Here is a 16,735-nt window from a genome sequence, read left to right on the forward strand (position 1 = left end):
GATGCCATGAGCCATGTCTTCCACCGCAGCTTGACCGCCAGCTATCCCGTCGCCACGGGCGGCGATGGTCCCTACCTGATCGACGCCGACGGCAAGCGCTACCTGGACGCCTGCGGCGGCGCGGCCGTCTCCTGTCTCGGTCATGCGGATGCGGCCGTGATCGCGGCAGTGCAGCAGCAGGTTGCCAGGATGGCGTACGCGCACAGCTCGTTTTTCACCAGCAAGCCGATGGAGCAGCTGGCCGATTTCCTCGTCGCCCGTGCGCCTGCCGGCATCGACAGCGTGTATTTCGTCTCGGGAGGTTCGGAAGCGGTGGAAAGCGCGCTCAAGATGGCGCGCCAGTATTTCGTGGAACGGGGCCAGCCGCAGCGCCGCCACGTCATCGCGCGCCGCCAGAGTTACCACGGCAACACCCTGGGCGCACTGGCCACGGGCGGCAACGCCTGGCGCCGCCAGCAATTCGAACCGCTGCTGATCGACGTGACGCATGTGTCGCCCTGCTACGCCTGGCGCGACCAGCCAGCCCATGAAACGGACGGCGACTACGTGGCGCGCCTGGGCCAGGAACTGGAAGACACTATCGCCGAGCTGGGCGCGGACAAGGTCATGGCCTTCATCGCCGAACCCGTCGTCGGCGCCACGGCCGGCGCCCTGCCCGCCGTCGCCGGTTACTTCCAGCGCATGCGCGACATTTGCCAGCGCCATGGCATCCTGCTGATCCTCGACGAAGTCATGTGCGGCATGGGCCGCACGGGCAGCCTGTTCGCCTGCGAGCAGGAAGGCATCACGGCAGACCTGATCTGCATCGCCAAGGGCCTGGGCGCCGGCTACCAGCCCATCGGCGCCGTGATGGTCTCCAAAGACATCCGCGACACCATCCGCGCCGGCACGGGATTCTTCCAGCACGGCCACACGTATATCGGCCACGCCACGGCCTGCGCCGCCGCCCTGGCCGTGCAGCGGCAGATCGAGGAACGCGGTCTGCTGCTCAACGTGCGCGCCATGGGCGGCTTGCTGCAAGAGCGGCTGCTTGCGCGTTTCGATGGCCATGCGCACGTGGGCGACATCCGCGGCCGCGGCCTGTTCCTGGGCCTGGAACTGGTGCAGGACCGTGCCAGCAAACAGCCTTTCGACCCTGCCCGCCGCCTGCATGCGCGCATCAAGGCGCAAGCCATGCACAACGGACTGATGTGCTACCCCATGGGCGGCACCATCGACGGCCTGCACGGCGACCACATCCTGCTGGCGCCGCCCTATATCATCGACGCCAGCCACGTCGATGAAATCGTCGACAAGCTGGGCACGGCCATCAATGCTTGCGTGGGGTAGCCGCGCATGCATCGATGGCGGAAATGCGCCAAGGCCTCGACCAGCAACTTTTGTTCACTCCTTGCCAATATTAATTGACTTATTTTAAACAATCGTTTTAAATCAGGAAGTTACTCAAAATCAATCATCTTGAGCATTCAAACATCGCATTGCCCTTTTCGATGCTGGACGCCCACGTTGATGCACTCTGAAGCCAAGGTATATGGAACTGCTCGACTCCCTGCGTCAGCCCCCACTGCAAGACGACACGATCAGCGGGCACTATGAAGTGCGCCGCTTGCTGGGCGAAGGCGGTTTCGGCCATGTATTCGAAGCCTGGGATGCCAAGCTGTGCCGCAGCGTGGCGCTGAAACGCCTGAAACCGCAAGCCGACGTGCTGCATCCGGAAAAACTCATCAATGAAGCACGCCTGGCCGCCTCGCTCAAGCATGCCGCTTTCGTGCGCATTTTCGCCATCGAAGGCCAGGGCACGAGCCAGTCCATCGTGATGGAACTGGTCGAAGGCCAGACCTTGGGCCAGTTCATGCACAGCGGCAAGGCTGACCTGCAAGCCGCGCTCGACATCGCCTACCAGATCGCCGACGCCATGGACGAGGCGCACGCCATGGACCTCGTGCACGGCGATCTGAAACCGTCGAACCTGATGCTGGAGGCAAACGGCAAGGTGCGCATCCTCGACTTCGGCCTGGCCCGCCACATCGACCCGCAAGCAACGCAAACGACCACCCTGTGCGACTTGCAGGGCACGATCGCCTACATGGCGCCCGAGCGCCTGATGGGCCGCCTGCCCGACACGCGCGGCGACGTGTATGCCTTGGGCGCCATGCTGTACGAAATGCTGGCCGGCCAGCGCCACTTCGCCCACCTGAACGGCCTGGCCCTGGCCGCCGCCCACATGCAGGCGACGGAAGCCTGGCCCGACCTGCCCGACTCCGTCCCACCCGCCATCAACGCCCTCGTGCGCGCGATGACGGCGCACGACCCGGCGGAACGGCCACGCACCATGCGCGCCGTGCGCGAGGCGCTAGGCGCGCAGCGCGGCGAACCGCTCACCTTGGCTGCGCCCTTGGCCGACGAGCCGCCTGCGAAGGAAGAACCGCCCGCCAGCGTCTCCATCCGCCTGCCCCTGCCCCGCAAGCGCACCCTGAAATGGGGCGCGGGCGTGGCACTGCTGGCCGTGCTGGCAGGATGGCAGTTGCCCAATATCATTCCTGCCGTCAAATCGTTCGTCACAGGTGAAAAGGCGCCTGCGCCGTATTCGGAAATGGCCAGCATGGCGGCGGGGATGGAGGCGTTGCGGGTGTTTGATCGAGACACCAACCAGCAACTAGCCATCCAGGAATTTACCAAGGTTCTGACACATACTCCAAACCATTCAGCGGCGGCCGCCGGTTTGTCGCTGGCATCCGGCCTGCGCTACATCGGCAATGGCCGCGATCCCACCTGGCTGCAGCGTGCAGATATCAGTGCCAAATTGGCATTAGCAGCGGACAATCAACTTGCACTCGCCCATGTGGCGCAAGCCTGGGTCCTGGAATTTCAAGGAAAACGCGCCGAAGCCATGCAACTGGCCAACGCGGCCCTGAACCTGGAACCCAACAATGTCATGGCGCTGTATGGGAAAGTGCGCCTGTTGATCCATGCACAAAGATTTGAGCAAGCACAGGCTTTGTTGGAACATGCCATTGCGACCTATCCACAGGAGCGTCTCTTCATATCTCAGCTTGGCGCCATGTACTACAAGCAGGCTAACTATATGGCTGCCGAGCATGCTTTTCGCAAAAGCATCAAAATGGATCCGCAAACGCCCGGCTCCTATGCCCAGCTGAACGCCGTCCTGCTACGCCAGAATCGTCCAGATGAAGCATTGCAAGTATTGCAGCAGGGATTGCAGGTACGTCCTGACTGGGAGCTATACACTAATTTGGGGACATCGCTATTTGCCAAGGGCGACTATTCGGGTGCCGTCCAGGCATTCGAGAATGCCGTTTCCGACAATAAGGGAAATCCCGGTAACTATTGGCTGTGGGCAAATCTGGCCGATGCCCAGCGCTGGGTGCCGGCCCAGGCGAAAGCATCGCAGCGCTCCTACGAACGGGCCATCGAACTATTGACGCCGCTGCTGAAACGCCTGCCCCATGATCCCACATTCAACTCCAGGATGGCATTGTATTGCGCTTACGCAAATATCAAACAGTCAGCCCTAGCTCATGTGAAACAGGCTGTCACGCTGGCGCCCGAGGCGCCCGATATCCATTTTCGCGCCGCCTTGACCTATGAACTCATAGGAAATCGAGCTGAAGCATTCACCGCCCTGACGCAGGCGATCAAGCGTGGCTACCCTATCAATCTGATCGAATCCACACCCGATCTGTTGAATCTTCGGCGAGATACTCGCTACCAGCAATTACTTGATATAGAAAGAAACGATAAAAAATGACCTATGTAAGCCCTTGGATGAAATTGTCCGTGCATTTTGACGCAGATCAGATCACCAATCAACTCGACTACAGCTTCACCTCGTGCGATGGTACGGCCGATCCACGTCACGGCCCCTACATGGGCGGCGTGCACTTCCAGAAAGGCCAGCATGTCTATCTCGACGTCACCTGCTGCGGCTCCAAGGAAAGCGGCTTCACCTCGTTCCAGATCGTCGACTGCTGCATCATCAGCGTGCCGCAGCTGACACAGATCGGCCCGAAAGTAGCAACCATCTACTCGCCGCCTTCGCCCTTCCTGCAAGCCGTAGGCGCCACTTATAGCTTGCCGCTGGACTTCGAAATCCAGCAAATACTGGGCGAACCGGAACTGCCGGCCCTGCACCGCATCCGCCAGGAATGGAAGCACAATCTGGATGTGGGATATGCAAGCGGCCGCTGGGAATTGTCTTTCGTCATGACAGTGCGCATCATGCGCGGCGAAGGCGTTCAACCAGAGCTACGCGTTTTTTCCTTTGACCCGGAAAGCTCAGTTGGCGGCAATACCGACTGGTAAAACTCCTTGTCCCGCCATATGCCAGCATGGCGGGACCCACCAGCCAAAACCGCATCGGTAAACACAGGCTACCTACAGGCACTCACCGGGGCCAGGGTCAGTTCTGCCATCCAGACACGATCCGTGTCGTCACGCTCTCCGTTGAGCACAGCATAGTCAACTCCCAAGCCCCCCACACCGGCGCGGCTTTTTCACATCCGCACGCAATACGCCGCCCCGCCCGCCGAAAGCGGTAAAATGACGGCCTTGAAGCCAAGCTCCGCCCCCTGGCGCGGCCTTGAATGCACACAGCACCACACACAGCCCGGCAGGCACGCATTTTCCGGCCGCCGGACCAACGACAAAGAACACATGACCACCGTCCCAAAAGAAATCAACGCCGCCGCGGCAAAGAAAAATTCGGCTGAAAAGCTTACTCCAATGATGCAGCAATATCTGGGCATCAAGGAAAACCACCCGACGATGTTGGTTTTCTACCGCATGGGCGATTTCTACGAGCTGTTTTTCGAGGATGCGGAGAAAGCGTCGCGCCTGCTGGGCATTACCCTGACGGCGCGCGGCGTGGCCAGTGGCAACCCCATCAAGATGTGCGGCGTGCCGTTTCATTCGCTGGACGGCTACCTGGCCAAGCTGGTCAAGCTGGGCGAGTCGGTGGCCATTTGCGAGCAGATCGGCGACCCGGCCACCAGCAAGGGTCCCGTCGAACGCAAGGTCATGCGCGTCGTCACGCCCGGTACCCTGACGGATGCGGACTTGCTGCCAGAGAAGGCCGAGCGCCCGCTGCTGGCCATGTGCAGCATCACGCAGCGCAAGACGGTCACCACTGGCCTGGCCTGGCTGTCGCTGGCGAGCGGCGCTTTGAAGTTGATGGAGTTTTCCGGCGACAGCAGCACCGTGGCCGTGCGATTGCAGCAGGAACTGGAACGCATCGTGCCGGCCGAAATCTTGAGCGGCGACAACGGCAACCTGTTCGACGACTACGCGGGCACGCACATCAACCGCGTGCCGGACTGGCATTTCGACGTGGTGGGCGGCCACAAGGCCCTGCTCGACCAGCTGGGCGTGGCGACACTGACGGGCTTTGGCGCCGATGGCCTCGGCGCCGCATTTGGCGCGGCCGGCGCGCTGCTGCGCTATGCGCAGTCGACGCAGGGACGCGGCTTGCAGCACGTGCGCTCCCTGACGACGGAAACGGAAAGCGAATTCATCGGACTGGACGCGGCCACGCGCCGCAACCTGGAACTGACGGAAACCATCCGCGGCCAGGAATCGCCGACCTTGTTCTCGCTGCTCGACCATTGCCGCACGGCCATGGGTTCGCGCATGCTACGCCACTGGTTGCACCATGCGCGGCGCGACCAGAACGTGGCCCGCGCGCGCCATGAAGCCATCGCCGCACTGGCGCAAAGCGAAGCGGCCGGTCCGCTCGCTGCCACCCTGGCGCAAGTACCCGATATCGAACGCATCACCACGCGCATCGCGCTGCTGTCGGCGCGTCCGCGCGACCTGGCCGCCCTGCGCGACGGCTTGCTGCAACTGCCGGCCCTGCGCGGCGACGTGGTCCGTTGCTATAGGGGTGAACAATGCGGCCAGGGCGGCGAAACCGGTTTGCTGGCCGCCATCCATAAGGCCTTGGCCACGCCAACCGCCTGCCTGGACTTGCTGGTGCGCGCCGTGGCGCAGGAGCCGGCCGCGATGGTGCGCGACGGCGGCGTCTTCGCCACCGGTTTCGACGCCGAACTCGACGAATTGCGCGCACTGTCGGAAAACGCGGGCCAGTTCCTGCTCGACCTGGAAACGCGCGAACGGGCACGCACGGGCATCGCCAACCTGCGTGTCGAATACAACAAGGTGCACGGCTTCTACATCGAAGTCACGCATGGCCAGACGGACAAGGTGCCGGACGACTACCGCCGCCGCCAGACCCTGAAAAACGCCGAGCGCTACATCACGCCGGAGCTCAAGGTGTTCGAAGACAAGGCCCTGTCGGCGCAAGACAAGGCCCTGGTGCGCGAAAAGCTGCTGTACGACCTGCTGCTGGCAGACCTGGCGCCGCACATTGGGACTTTGCAGACGATTTCGCAAGGCCTGGCCCAGCTCGACACCCTGAATGCGCTGACGGAACATGCGCAGCAACACAACTGGGCCGCGCCGCAACTGGTCGAGGAACCGTGCATCAACATCGTCGAAGGCCGCCACCCCGTGGTGGAAAAGCAGATCGAACGCTTCATCGCCAACGATTGCCGCTTCGTCAACGAGCGCCGTTTGCTGCTGATTACCGGTCCGAACATGGGCGGTAAATCGACCTTCATGCGCCAGGTGGCCCTGATCACCCTGCTGGCCTACGTGGGCAGCTACGTGCCGGCCGCTTCCGCCACCATCGGCCCCATCGACCGCATCTTCACGCGTATCGGTGCCACCGACGACCTGGCGGGCGGACGCTCGACCTTCATGGTGGAAATGACGGAATCGGCGGCGATTTTGAACGGCGCCACCGAGCACTCGCTGGTGCTGATGGATGAAGTGGGCCGCGGCACCTCGACCTTCGACGGCCTGGCCCTGGCCTGGGCCATCGCGCGCCATCTGATCGATACGAGCCGCAGCTTCACCCTGTTCGCGACGCATTACTTTGAGCTGACGCAACTGCCGGACAGCCACCCGAGCGCCGCCAACGTGCATCTGTCTGCCGTCGAGCACAAGGACAGCATCGTCTTCCTGCACGCCGTGCAAGCCGGTCCCGCCTCGCAAAGCTATGGCTTGCAGGTGGCGCAACTGGCTGGCGTGCCGCAGCCCGTGATCAAGGCGGCGCGCAAGCACCTGGCGCGCCTGGAAGCGCAGGCGCTCGACGCCACGCCGCAGCGCGACCTGTTCGCCGCACCGGCAGCCGATCCGTATGCACAGGAGGAAGAAGAGGAAGCGGCGGCGCCGCTGGCGGCGCTGAACGCGGCGCAACAAGCCTTGCTCGATGCCATCGCTGACCTCGATCCCGATGCGCTCACGCCGCGCGACGCGCTGGAACAGCTGTACCAGCTGAAACGGCTGGCCGCCGCATGACCTGCCGGCGCAGCTCGATACGCCTGCTGGCCGCCGGCTTGCTGGCTGCCAGCCTGCCATGGCAAGCGGCGCTGGCCGCCCCGGGCGACCAGGCCGGCTTCGAGTTTGCCGTACTGGGCCATTCCTTCAACGCGGGGCCGGACGACGGCCCCCTGAAAAAAGCCATCGCCGACACCAGCGCCTTCAATGCCTCGTTCGTCGTGGCCACCGGCATCAAGGCCGCCAGCGAATCGTGCAGCGACAAGCTGTATGGCCAGCGCAAGGATTTGCTGGACGCCAGCGGACCGCCGCTGATCGTCTCGCTGTCGGCCAGCGACTGGGCCAACTGCCGCAATTCGCGCGGCAGGGTCAACGCCATCGAACGCCTGAACCGCCTGCGCGACGTGTATTTTGCCGATGATCAGAGCCTGGGCCAGCGCAAGCTGACCCTGTCGCGGCTGTCATCGACGGCGAAGTTCCGCAGCTATGCGGAAAACGCCCACTGGGAATACGGCGGCGTGCTGTTTGCTACCGTCAACCTGCCCGCGAACAACAACCATTTCTTGCCAGAAGCGGGACGCAACAGCGAATTCGAAGACCGCCTGGTCGCCAACCGCTCCTGGCTGCAGCGCCTGTTCGCCATGGCGCAGCGCAAGCAGCTCGACGGCATCGTGCTGTTTTCCGATGGCGACGCGGGCGTGCTCGATGAAGACGACAATTCGCTGCTGCCCAGCTTTAGTTCGAAACAGGACGGCTTTGCCGGACCGCGCAAGCAGATCCGCACACTGGCGAAGAAATTCAGCGGCAAGGTGTTATTGGTCGATACGCAGCGCGATGGCGACACGGATGGCAAGGAGGGGAAAACCAAAAAAGCCGCAGCCAAAACAGGCGGGCCGAAGATCAGCTGGAAAGGCAACCTGGGCCACGTCAGCATCAACAACGACTGGGCCGCCATCGCCGTACGGCCAGGCAAGACGCCATTCTTTGAGGTGCGTCAACGCGCCGTCAGGCCATCGGCGCAAGCCAGGGCCAGGGCATCGACCGTGCGCCGTTAGCGCATAAGCAAACAGGCCGGCATATAGCCGGCCTGTTTTCATTCAAGCAGCGTCACGCCCAACAGACGTCACGACGCCTGACAAAACCGTAGCGAGCAGTTGCGCGGCGTGGCCGAGAAGCGCAACCGTACTAGAGTACGGTGAGCATCGCCGGCCGCGCCCCGCTGCGCGCAGCAGGTTTGGTCAGGTGTTAATGAATAGGGTGGGTACGGAAGTGATCGCCCTCTTCGCCTTCATCATCTTCATCGCCATGGTCATGGCCGTGTGCGCCATGCACGTGGCCATGGGCGATTTCTTCGTCGGTGGCTGCGCGCACGTCAGCGACGGTCAGCGAGAAGCGCAGCGCGATGCCGGCCAGTGGATGATTACCGTCCAGCACGACCTTGTCGTCGGCGATATCGGTGACCGTGAAGATCATCGCTTCTTCGTCCGGCGAATCGCTTTCCGGCATGCCTTCGAACTGCATGCCCACTTCCAGCGGCTCAGGCAGGCGATTGCGCGGCTCGACCTTCACCAGGGCTGGATCGTATTCACCGAAAGCATCATCCGGTTCGATCTGGATCGTGTTGGAATAGCCAACTTCCTTGCCGTCGAGCTCTTCTTCGATCTTAGGCAGGGTGTTTTCATAATCACCGTGCAGGTAGACCATAGGCTGACGGCCGTCTTCGATCAGATTGTCTTGCGCGTCTGACAGTTTGTAGTTGACAGTCACGACCGTATTTTTGGCAATCTTCATTATGCTTCCTTTCATTGTATAAGCTGGCAAATTATACCTTCACGCCGCCAACGGCAGGCGCATTCCTGCATTTCCGGTTGTTATAATGGGCGCATGAAAAAATTAACTCTCCTCGGCGATATCACGCCGGCGCAATTCCTGCGCGACTACTGGCATAAAAAACCCTTGTTGATCCGTCAAGCCGTGCCTGGTTTCAAGGCACTGTTCGATTTCAAGGCCCTGGCCGAGCTGGCTACCCTGGACCACGTCGAATCGCGCCTGGTCAGCCATGCGGATGGCCACTGGAACATGCAGCAAGGTCCATTGACCAGCCTGCCCTCGCTGAAACAGAAGGAATGGACCTTGCTGGTACAGGGCGCCAACTTGCACAGCGCCAAGGCTGACGCCCTGCTGCGCCAGTTCCGTTTCCTGCCGGACGCGCGCCTGGACGATCTAATGGTCAGCTTCGCCACCGATGGCGGCGGCGTGGGCCCGCATTTCGATTCGTATGACGTGTTCCTGCTGCAAGGCCAGGGCAAGCGCCACTGGCGCATCGGCGCGCAGAAAGACCTGAGCCTGATCGACGGCTTGCCGCTGAAAATCCTCAGCAACTTCACGCCCGACGAAGAATTCACGCTGGAACCGGGCGACATGCTGTACCTGCCGCCCCACTACGCGCACGACGGCGTGGCCATCGGCGACTGCCAGACGTATTCGATCGGCTTCCGCTCGCCATCGTTCCAGGAACTGGGCGAAGCCTTCCTGCAATTCATGGCCGACTCGATCGACTTGCCGGGCATCTATAGCGATCCGGACCTGAAGGCGTCGGGCAAGCCGGCGGAAATCCCCCGTGAAATGCTCAGCACCATCACGGAAGAAATGAACAAGGTGCGCTTCACGGAAGAAGATGTGACCATTTTCCTCGGTGAACACCTGTCGGAACCGAAGCACAATGTGTTTTTCACGCCGCTGTCCAAGCCGCTGACGGTGGGCCGCTTCGCGGACGCCGCACAGAAAAAGGGTGTCGTGTTGTCGCGCAAGACGCTGATGCTGTATCGTGGCAAGAATGTCTTCATCAATGGCGAATCGTTTGCCATTGGCAAGGCCGATAAAACGGCCCTGGAAACCCTGGCCAACGAACGCGCCCTCGATGGCACAGCCGTAGCCCAGGCTTCCGATGACGTGATGGATGCCTTATATACCTGGTATCAGGATGGCTGGATCGAACTGGCTTGAATGGGTGCAGCGTAGTAAAAGTGGTATTACAGCAGGGGGAATATCGGCATCTGCGCTAGCGCAATAAAACATATTATTTTTATATCGTTTTGTCGCGCTTTCGCAAATCGCTTACACTTGCTTGCAATTTGCTTCGGCAAATATTGCGATATCACAAAATAGTTGCGAATTTGCCTCTTGCTCCTATTGCGACGCACCAAAAATCGCTATAATATTCGGTTAGGAAGTTTCCGTTGTCTGGCAGGCACCACCTGGTACGAAAAGCCTTCGAAGACGACCTAACGAGCGATAATTACCGGTAATTATTCATCGCAACAATATTGATTTATTTTTTGAAATAATTAAGGAAAACAAATGAAAAAATCCCTGCTGATCGCCTCCCTGATGGTTGTTGCTCTGGCTGCTTGCAGCAAAAAAGAAGAAGCTCCTGCACCAGCACCAGTAGTTGAAACCCCAGCACCAGCACCAGCAGTTGAAGCTGCTCCAGCTGCTGCTGCTGACGCTGCTGCTTCGGCCGCTACCGACGCTGCTGCTGCTGCTTCGGCTGCCGCTTCGGCCGCTACCGACGCTGCTTCGGCTGCTTCGGCTGCTGCATCGGCTGCTAAGTAATTTAGCACCCTGCACTAAAGAAAGCCGGCCTTCGGGCCGGCTTTTTTATTGGGCAAACGCCCAAGCAAACCTGCTGCGCGCCGCGCTTTGCGGCCTGCGATGCTCACCGGCTCGGCGCCCCCGTACTAAAGTACGGTTACGCTTCTTGGCCACCAATCACTGTCGCTCGCCACGGTTTTGCTGGGCGTCGCAAACACCTATTGCATACCCAAAATAAAAAGGCTGACCCGGTTTGCACCGGACCAGCCTTTTTTATGATGTGTGACAGCTTTTGATAGCCGCCACTCAGCGAACTTATTTCAACTGGTCGTTCAGCAGACCCAGGATCTTCTCTGCCACTGGCGAGACATCCGGCTGGCCTTCGTTGCTGAGGATGCTGACCAGGCTGGTCGAGCCATTGCCTGCCTTGACCAGAACGCGGTAGCGCTGCGCGCCCTTGTCCTTGTCGGACGACGAGCCCCAGCTGAACAGTTTCGAGAAGAAGCCATCTTTCTTGACGGCATCCGGATCGACGTAACGCACGAAATACGTGCCTTGCGTGCGGTCGCGGTCTTCCACGGTGAAGCCAACGCGGTCCAGTGCCAGGCCGACGCGGCGCCAGGCGCGGTCGAAACTTTCATCGACTTCGATGGCGCGCGCCGGCGTGGCGGCGTCGCCCACCAGCTTGGCGTGCTGCGGCTGCACGATGGCGGCATCGACAGCCGTCTTCGCCTGCGCATCGTCGCTGGCCGCGCCCAGGCGCGTCATCAGCTTGGCAAGGAATTGCGCTTCCAGGCCCGGATCGTTGGGACGCGCGGTCCAGGTGGTGGTTTCCTTGTCGCGGCCCGTGACAACCTCTTCCACGCCACGGTGGCTGATGTAGATCTCGGTCGAACCATCGGCCAGGCGCTCCACGCGGGTACGGTATTTGTCTTTTTCACCGCTCGAATACAGGCCGTCGAAAGCCTTGCCGATGGTGCTGCGAATAAAGTCCTGCGGGATCTTGGCGCGGTTTTCGTTCCACTCTGTTTCCATGATGCCAGCCGTCGGCTGGTCGATGGCAATGGTAAAGCCCGAATCTTCCCAGAATTGCTTGAGCTGCGGCCACAGCACTTCAGGCGACTGCTTGACGACCAGCCAGCGCTGGTTGCCCGCGCGCTCGACCTTCACGCCGCCTGCCGTGACCGGCACGACGCCCACCACGCCGTCGGCGCCCACGACGACGGGCGTACCGGCCGTGGCGTTGCGCTGCGCGTTGTAGCCGGAAGCCGTGGCCACGCCATTTTTCGAATCCGGCAAGGAATAACGGTTGTCCTGCTGCAATTGCGTCAGGTCAGGCGGCACGTCCAGGGTGCCGGCTTTCTTGACCGACTTGTAGTCGACCTTGTCGCCGCCGACTACCGAACTGATCATGCCACAGCCCGCGAGGCTGGCTGCGACGGCGCCGATGACGATGCCGCGGACGGCGATGGTGGCAGGCGCCGATTTGGTTTTCTTGCAATTAGTCATGTCGTAACTGGATAAGAAGCTAAGTAGCAGCTGGAATCAGGGAAGGTCCGGACTGGTCGAGTCCGGGCTTGAAGTTCGGCTTAAGACAGGATGCCAGCGTCGCGCAAGGCATCGCGCACGGTGGCATGGCAATTCTCAGCCAGCGGCACCAGTGGCAAGCGTATGCCGGCTGGCATCAGGCCCATTTCGGCCAGCGCCCATTTGACGGGCACCGGATTGGGCTCGACAAACAATTTCTGGTGCAAAGGAAAAACTTTGTTATTGATGGCAATCGCCGTGGCGCGCTCGCCCGTCATGGCCGCGACGCACATGTCGTGCATGGCGCGCGGCGCGACGTTGGCCGTCACGGAGATATTGCCGTGGCCGCCGCAGAACATCAGTGCCATGGCGGTCGGATCATCGCCCGAGTACACGGCGAAGTCGGCCGGCACGAGGCGCAGCAGATCGATGCCGCGGCCGATATTGCCGGTCGCATCTTTCACGCCAACGATATTCGGGATGGCGGACAGGCGCACGATGGTTTCGTTGCTCATGTCGGCAACCGTGCGGCCAGGCACGTTGTACAGGATGACGGGGATGTCGACGGCTTCGGCGATGGCCTTGAAGTGCTGGTACATGCCTTCCTGGGTAGGACGGTTGTAGTACGGCACCACTTGCAAGACAGCATCGGCGCCCGCTTCTTTCGCGTAGCGCGTCAGTTTGATGGCCTCGGCCGTGGAGTTGCCTCCGGCGCCGGCGATGATAGGAATGCGTCCCTTGGCATGTTCGACGGTCAACTGGATCAGTTCGCAGTGTTCTTCCACGCTGACTGTTGCCGATTCGCCCGTCGTGCCAACGATGACGATGCCGTCCGTACCCTCGGCGATATGCCAGTCGATCAGCTTGCGCAGACCTGGAAAGTCCAGACTGCCGTCTGCGTGCATCGGGGTGACGATTGCTACAATGCTGCCCTTGATCATAGTAAGTTTATAGCGCCGATAAATAAAACAACGATTGTAGCGGATAGCCCGCGCCTGTGGTGCATTCTGACATAGTATGGCCGCTCAAAACGTCGGCAGCAGGGCTGCCAACCGTGGAAAATCCGGCCGGACGGCACAAATTCGTTGCACCAGAGCAGCTTTTGGCTGTTCCACGCGCCCATCCTCATACGCTACCACACGCAAGCCGTGCTGGACCGCCCAGGTCAGCATTTCGCCTTCCTTCAGCAGGAACTTCGGATTCGACGGCTTGCCGAACTGCTCATTGCCTTCAGCAAACGTTTCATACAGCAGCACGCCATCGGGCGCCAGGCTGGCAATCATGGCTTCCAGCAGGGGCCGGTGCAGGTAATTGGTGACGACGATGCCGGCAAAACGGCCGGGGGCGAAAGGCCATACGGCGCCCGGCCCTTCCAGGTCCACCAGCGACGTGGTGATGCCCGTGCCGGCCGCCTTTTCCAGCATTTCCGGATCATGGTCGAGCGCGATCACGGGATGGCCCAGGCTCACCAGGTGGCGCGCGTGGCGGCCCGCGCCGCAGGCCAGGTCCAGCACTTCGCCGCCGGGGATCAGGGGCGCCCAGCGGCGCAGCCAGCCGGAAATCGCTTCGGTTTCTAAAATTGGTTCAGTTACTTGCATCGGTACTTCCATCAATTATTTGCGTCCATCCAGTTGCTTGCATCAAGTCAACAGGGCCGTCAGGGGCGTGACCAGGGTGACAAAAATGCCAATGACAAATTCGATCGCTGCCAGCAAGGCGCGGTTCAATACGCCCGTGTACATCAGCAGCACCAGGGCGCCGAAGACATACAGGCTGTAGCGCTCGATACTGGCGTAAGGACGCGCCAGCTGCATCGGCAGCAAGCCCGTCATGATGCGTCCGCCATCGAGGGGCGGCACGGGAATCAGGTTAAAGACAAACATGGCCGCATTCACGCTGACGCCGGCGCCCGCCATCTTGCGGAAAAACATGCCCATTTCCGTCGGCGGCATCACGCTGAGCACGACAAAAGCGATCATCCAGCCCAGGCCCATGACGAAATTGGCGCCAGGACCGGCAAACGCCACCCAGGCCATCTGCTTCTTCGGATTGCGCAGGCGGCTGAAATCGACAGGCACCGGCTTGGCATATCCGAACGGCACCTGGATCGTGAAATACAGCATCAGGGGCAGCAAGATCGTGCCGAAAGGGTCGATATGCCGGATGGGATTGAGGCTCAGCCGGCCTTCGTTCGAGGCCGTGGGATCACCGAAATAACGGGCGGCATAGCCATGCGCCGCCTCATGCAGGGAAATGGCAAACAGCACCGGCACCAGGTAGACCGCAACGGTCTGGACTATCGTATTGAAATCGCTCATGACCGCGATTCTACCAGAGGCGTCCCAGCCCCTTTCTTACGTTGTCATTAAGAACACCTGCCAAAACCTACTGCGCGTCGCGATTTGCGGCCTGCGATGCTCACTGTGCTTCTTAGCCACAACTCCCTTCCGCTCGCTACGGTTTTGTCAGGTGTTGTAAAGATAGGTAAATGCAATCTCCTACAAACCCAGCACGGCCGGGTCGCCGCGTCCCACGCGCACCACTTCCGGCTCCGCTCCCGTCAGGTCGATCACGGTGCTGGGGCCATGCGCGCAGACGCCGCCATCGATGATCAGGTCGACCAGTTTTTCCAGCCGTTCGCGGATCGTGTCGGCGTCCGTCAGGCTGTCTTCATCGCCGGGCAGGGTCAGGGTCGCGCCCAGCAGCGGCTGGCCCAGCTCTTCCAGCAGGCATTGCACGATGCGGTGCTGCGGCACGCGCAGGCCGATGGTCTTGCGCGAAGGATGGCTGAGGCGGCGCGGCACTTCCTTCGTCGCTTCCAGGATGAAAGTGTAGGCGCCCGGCGTGGCCGCCTTGAGCAAGCGGAACTGGCGGTTGTCCACGCGGGCATACACGCCCAGCTCGCTTAAGTCGCGGCACAGCAAGGTTAAATGGTGCTTTTCATCCACGCCACGGATGCGGCGCAGGCGCTCGACGGCACCCTTGTCGTCGAGCTGGCACACCAGCGCGTAGCAGGAATCGGTCGGCAAGGCCACGACGCCGCCGGACTGGATGATCTGCGCCGCCTGCTTGATCAGGCGCATTTGCGGATTGTCAGGGTGAATCTGGAAAAATTGACTCATGTGTAAGCGTTCTGGCGAACCAGCTTGTTAAGTTGGCATCATTGTACGCCGCGCAGCGCGGCGATGCGTTGTTCGAGGGGCGGATGGGTGGCGAACAGCGCGCCCCAGCCGCCATTGCCGCCGCTGATGCCCAGCGCCTGCATCGATTGCGGCAGCTCGCCCGGCGGCACGCCGCCCAGGCGAGCCAGCGCGTGCATCATCGGCGTGGGGCTGCCCAGCAGCTTGGCGGAACCGGCGTCGGCGCGGAATTCGCGCTGGCGCGAGAACCAGGCCACGATGATGGAAGCGAGCAAGCCGAAGATCACTTCGCACACCATCACGGTCACAAAGTAACCGATGCCGCGTCCGCCCCCTTCGCGGTTGTTATTTTTCAACAGCACGTTATCGACAAAGAAACCCACCACGCGGGCCATGAAGACGACGAAGGTATTCACCACGCCCTGGATCAGGGTCAGGGTCACCATGTCGCCATTTGCGACGTGGGCGATTTCATGGCCCAGCACGGCTTCGACTTCATCGCGATTCATGCTTTGCAGCAAGCCGGTGGAGACGGCCACCAGCGCGGAATTCTTGAAGGCGCCCGTGGCAAACGCATTCGCGTCGCCCTCGTACACGGCCACTTCCGGCATGCCGATGCCGGCCCGCTCGGACAAGGCGCGCACGGTATTGACCAGCCACAATTCCGTCGACGAAGTCGGGTTGTCGATGACGCGCGCGCCCGTGCTCCACTTGGCCATCGGCTTGCTGATCAACAATGAAAAGATCGAACCCGTGAAGCCCACCACCAGCGAAAACACCAGCAGGCTGCCCAGGTTCAGGGTGCTGCCGCGCGCCGGATTGCCCACGCCCAGCAAACTGAGCACGAGCGACAGCACCAGCATCACGGCCAGGTTGGTTGCGATAAAAAGGACGATACGTTTCATGGGCGATGGCTCCGGATGACTATGTATAACAAGAATAACAAAAAGATATGCACGCTAACGCAGATTTCAAGCAGCGACACGACGGCGCATCGGCAGCCAGGAAAATCGTCGCGAGCGGCAGTGATTTGTGGCCGAGAAGCGCAACCGTACTGGAGTACGGTGAGCATCGCCGGCCGCAAAGCGCGCCGCGCAGCAGATTTGCCTGGCTGTCAG

14 protein-coding genes are annotated in these 16,735 nt (G+C 61.2%); 7 read left to right on the forward strand and 7 right to left on the reverse strand.

What is annotated here, in order from left to right; all coding sequences use genetic code 11:
- The first annotated feature begins 6 nt into the window (after positions 1-6).
- The 5 genes from U0004_RS23015 to U0004_RS23035 all read left to right on the forward strand — a co-directional run bounded on the left by U0004_RS23015 (position 7) and on the right by U0004_RS23035 (position 8,411).
- The gene (locus U0004_RS23015) at positions 7-1,329 is read left to right on the forward strand and encodes an aspartate aminotransferase family protein (RefSeq protein ID WP_070260346.1); all 1,323 of its coding nucleotides are present in this window, start codon (positions 7-9) and stop codon (positions 1,327-1,329) included.
- A gap of 202 nt (positions 1,330-1,531) precedes the next feature.
- A complete protein-coding gene (locus U0004_RS23020; protein WP_115057565.1) occupies positions 1,532-3,769 on the forward strand; it encodes a serine/threonine-protein kinase in 2,238 nt (745 codons plus the stop codon).
- Positions 3,766-4,323, forward strand: coding sequence for a hypothetical protein (locus U0004_RS23025; protein ID WP_139144295.1), 558 nt, complete (start codon positions 3,766-3,768; stop codon positions 4,321-4,323). The genes U0004_RS23020 and U0004_RS23025 overlap by 4 nt, the downstream gene beginning before the upstream one ends.
- A 351-nt stretch (positions 4,324-4,674) precedes the next feature.
- Positions 4,675-7,377 (forward strand): DNA mismatch repair protein MutS, encoded by a 2,703-nt coding sequence (gene mutS, locus U0004_RS23030; protein WP_070260352.1) that lies wholly within the window; start codon positions 4,675-4,677, stop codon positions 7,375-7,377.
- Positions 7,374-8,411: a hypothetical protein gene (locus U0004_RS23035; protein WP_070260354.1), complete on the forward strand. Its 1,038-nt coding sequence runs from the start codon at positions 7,374-7,376 to the stop codon at positions 8,409-8,411. Before mutS ends, U0004_RS23035 begins: the two co-directional genes overlap by 4 nt.
- A gap of 190 nt (positions 8,412-8,601) precedes the next feature.
- Here the strand turns inward: U0004_RS23035 and U0004_RS23040 are convergent, their stop codons facing one another.
- Positions 8,602-9,147, reverse strand: coding sequence for an FKBP-type peptidyl-prolyl cis-trans isomerase (locus U0004_RS23040; protein WP_034783360.1), 546 nt, complete (start codon positions 9,145-9,147; stop codon positions 8,602-8,604).
- Positions 9,148-9,240: 93 nt separating this feature from the next.
- Between U0004_RS23040 and U0004_RS23045 the strand changes: the two genes are divergently transcribed.
- Complete coding sequence (locus U0004_RS23045; protein WP_034783359.1) at positions 9,241-10,362, forward strand: cupin domain-containing protein; 1,122 nt, start codon at positions 9,241-9,243, stop codon at positions 10,360-10,362.
- A 354-nt stretch (positions 10,363-10,716) separates the two neighbouring features.
- Entirely contained in the window at positions 10,717-10,971 is a 255-nt protein-coding gene (locus tag U0004_RS23050; RefSeq protein WP_034783358.1) for a hypothetical protein, read from the forward strand.
- A gap of 294 nt (positions 10,972-11,265) precedes the next feature.
- Here the strand turns inward: U0004_RS23050 and bamC are convergent, their stop codons facing one another.
- The 6 genes from bamC to htpX form a co-directional block, all read right to left on the reverse strand.
- The gene (gene bamC / locus U0004_RS23055) at positions 11,266-12,459 is read right to left on the reverse strand and encodes an outer membrane protein assembly factor BamC (RefSeq protein ID WP_070260356.1); all 1,194 of its coding nucleotides are present in this window, start codon (positions 12,457-12,459) and stop codon (positions 11,266-11,268) included.
- 80 nt (positions 12,460-12,539) lie between these two features.
- A complete protein-coding gene (gene dapA, locus U0004_RS23060; RefSeq protein WP_070260358.1) occupies positions 12,540-13,418 on the reverse strand; it encodes a 4-hydroxy-tetrahydrodipicolinate synthase in 879 nt (292 codons plus the stop codon).
- Positions 13,419-13,502: 84 nt separating this feature from the next.
- On the reverse strand, positions 13,503-14,075 hold the full coding sequence (locus tag U0004_RS23065) for a class I SAM-dependent methyltransferase (protein WP_070260359.1): 573 nt from the start codon (positions 14,073-14,075) through the stop codon (positions 13,503-13,505).
- Between the two features lie 42 nt (positions 14,076-14,117).
- Complete coding sequence (locus U0004_RS23070) at positions 14,118-14,795, reverse strand: site-2 protease family protein (RefSeq protein WP_034783349.1); 678 nt, start codon at positions 14,793-14,795, stop codon at positions 14,118-14,120.
- 180 nt (positions 14,796-14,975) lie between these two features.
- Positions 14,976-15,599 carry an L-threonylcarbamoyladenylate synthase gene (locus tag U0004_RS23075; RefSeq protein ID WP_034783341.1) on the reverse strand — a complete coding sequence of 208 codons (624 nt, stop codon included), beginning with the start codon at positions 15,597-15,599 and terminating at the stop codon, positions 14,976-14,978.
- Positions 15,600-15,637: 38 nt separating this feature from the next.
- The gene (gene htpX / locus U0004_RS23080) at positions 15,638-16,522 is read right to left on the reverse strand and encodes a protease HtpX (RefSeq protein ID WP_035821167.1); all 885 of its coding nucleotides are present in this window, start codon (positions 16,520-16,522) and stop codon (positions 15,638-15,640) included.
- Positions 16,523-16,735: the final 213 nt, after the last annotated feature.

Source organism: Janthinobacterium lividum (assembly GCF_034424625.1).
Lineage (GTDB): Bacteria > Pseudomonadota > Gammaproteobacteria > Burkholderiales > Burkholderiaceae_D > Janthinobacterium > Janthinobacterium lividum.

Excerpts from the sequence above, each read along its gene's own strand:
- mutS (WP_070260352.1), top strand. The coding sequence starts at position 4,675 with ATGACCACCGTCCCAAAAGAAATCAACGCCGCCGCGGCAAAGAAAAAT.
- U0004_RS23075 (WP_034783341.1), bottom strand. The coding sequence starts at position 15,599 with ATGAGTCAATTTTTCCAGATTCACCCTGACAATCCGCAAATGCGCCTG.
- bamC (WP_070260356.1), bottom strand. The coding sequence starts at position 12,459 with ATGACTAATTGCAAGAAAACCAAATCGGCGCCTGCCACCATCGCCGTC.
- htpX (WP_035821167.1), bottom strand. The coding sequence starts at position 16,522 with ATGAAACGTATCGTCCTTTTTATCGCAACCAACCTGGCCGTGATGCTG.
- U0004_RS23020 (WP_115057565.1), top strand. The coding sequence starts at position 1,532 with ATGGAACTGCTCGACTCCCTGCGTCAGCCCCCACTGCAAGACGACACG.
- U0004_RS23050 (WP_034783358.1), top strand. The coding sequence starts at position 10,717 with ATGAAAAAATCCCTGCTGATCGCCTCCCTGATGGTTGTTGCTCTGGCT.
- U0004_RS23065 (WP_070260359.1), bottom strand. The coding sequence starts at position 14,075 with ATGCAAGTAACTGAACCAATTTTAGAAACCGAAGCGATTTCCGGCTGG.
- U0004_RS23035 (WP_070260354.1), top strand. The coding sequence starts at position 7,374 with ATGACCTGCCGGCGCAGCTCGATACGCCTGCTGGCCGCCGGCTTGCTG.
- U0004_RS23025 (WP_139144295.1), top strand. The coding sequence starts at position 3,766 with ATGACCTATGTAAGCCCTTGGATGAAATTGTCCGTGCATTTTGACGCA.
- dapA (WP_070260358.1), bottom strand. The coding sequence starts at position 13,418 with ATGATCAAGGGCAGCATTGTAGCAATCGTCACCCCGATGCACGCAGAC.
- U0004_RS23070 (WP_034783349.1), bottom strand. The coding sequence starts at position 14,795 with ATGAGCGATTTCAATACGATAGTCCAGACCGTTGCGGTCTACCTGGTG.
- U0004_RS23045 (WP_034783359.1), top strand. The coding sequence starts at position 9,241 with ATGAAAAAATTAACTCTCCTCGGCGATATCACGCCGGCGCAATTCCTG.
- U0004_RS23015 (WP_070260346.1), top strand. The coding sequence starts at position 7 with ATGAGCCATGTCTTCCACCGCAGCTTGACCGCCAGCTATCCCGTCGCC.
- U0004_RS23040 (WP_034783360.1), bottom strand. The coding sequence starts at position 9,147 with ATGAAGATTGCCAAAAATACGGTCGTGACTGTCAACTACAAACTGTCA.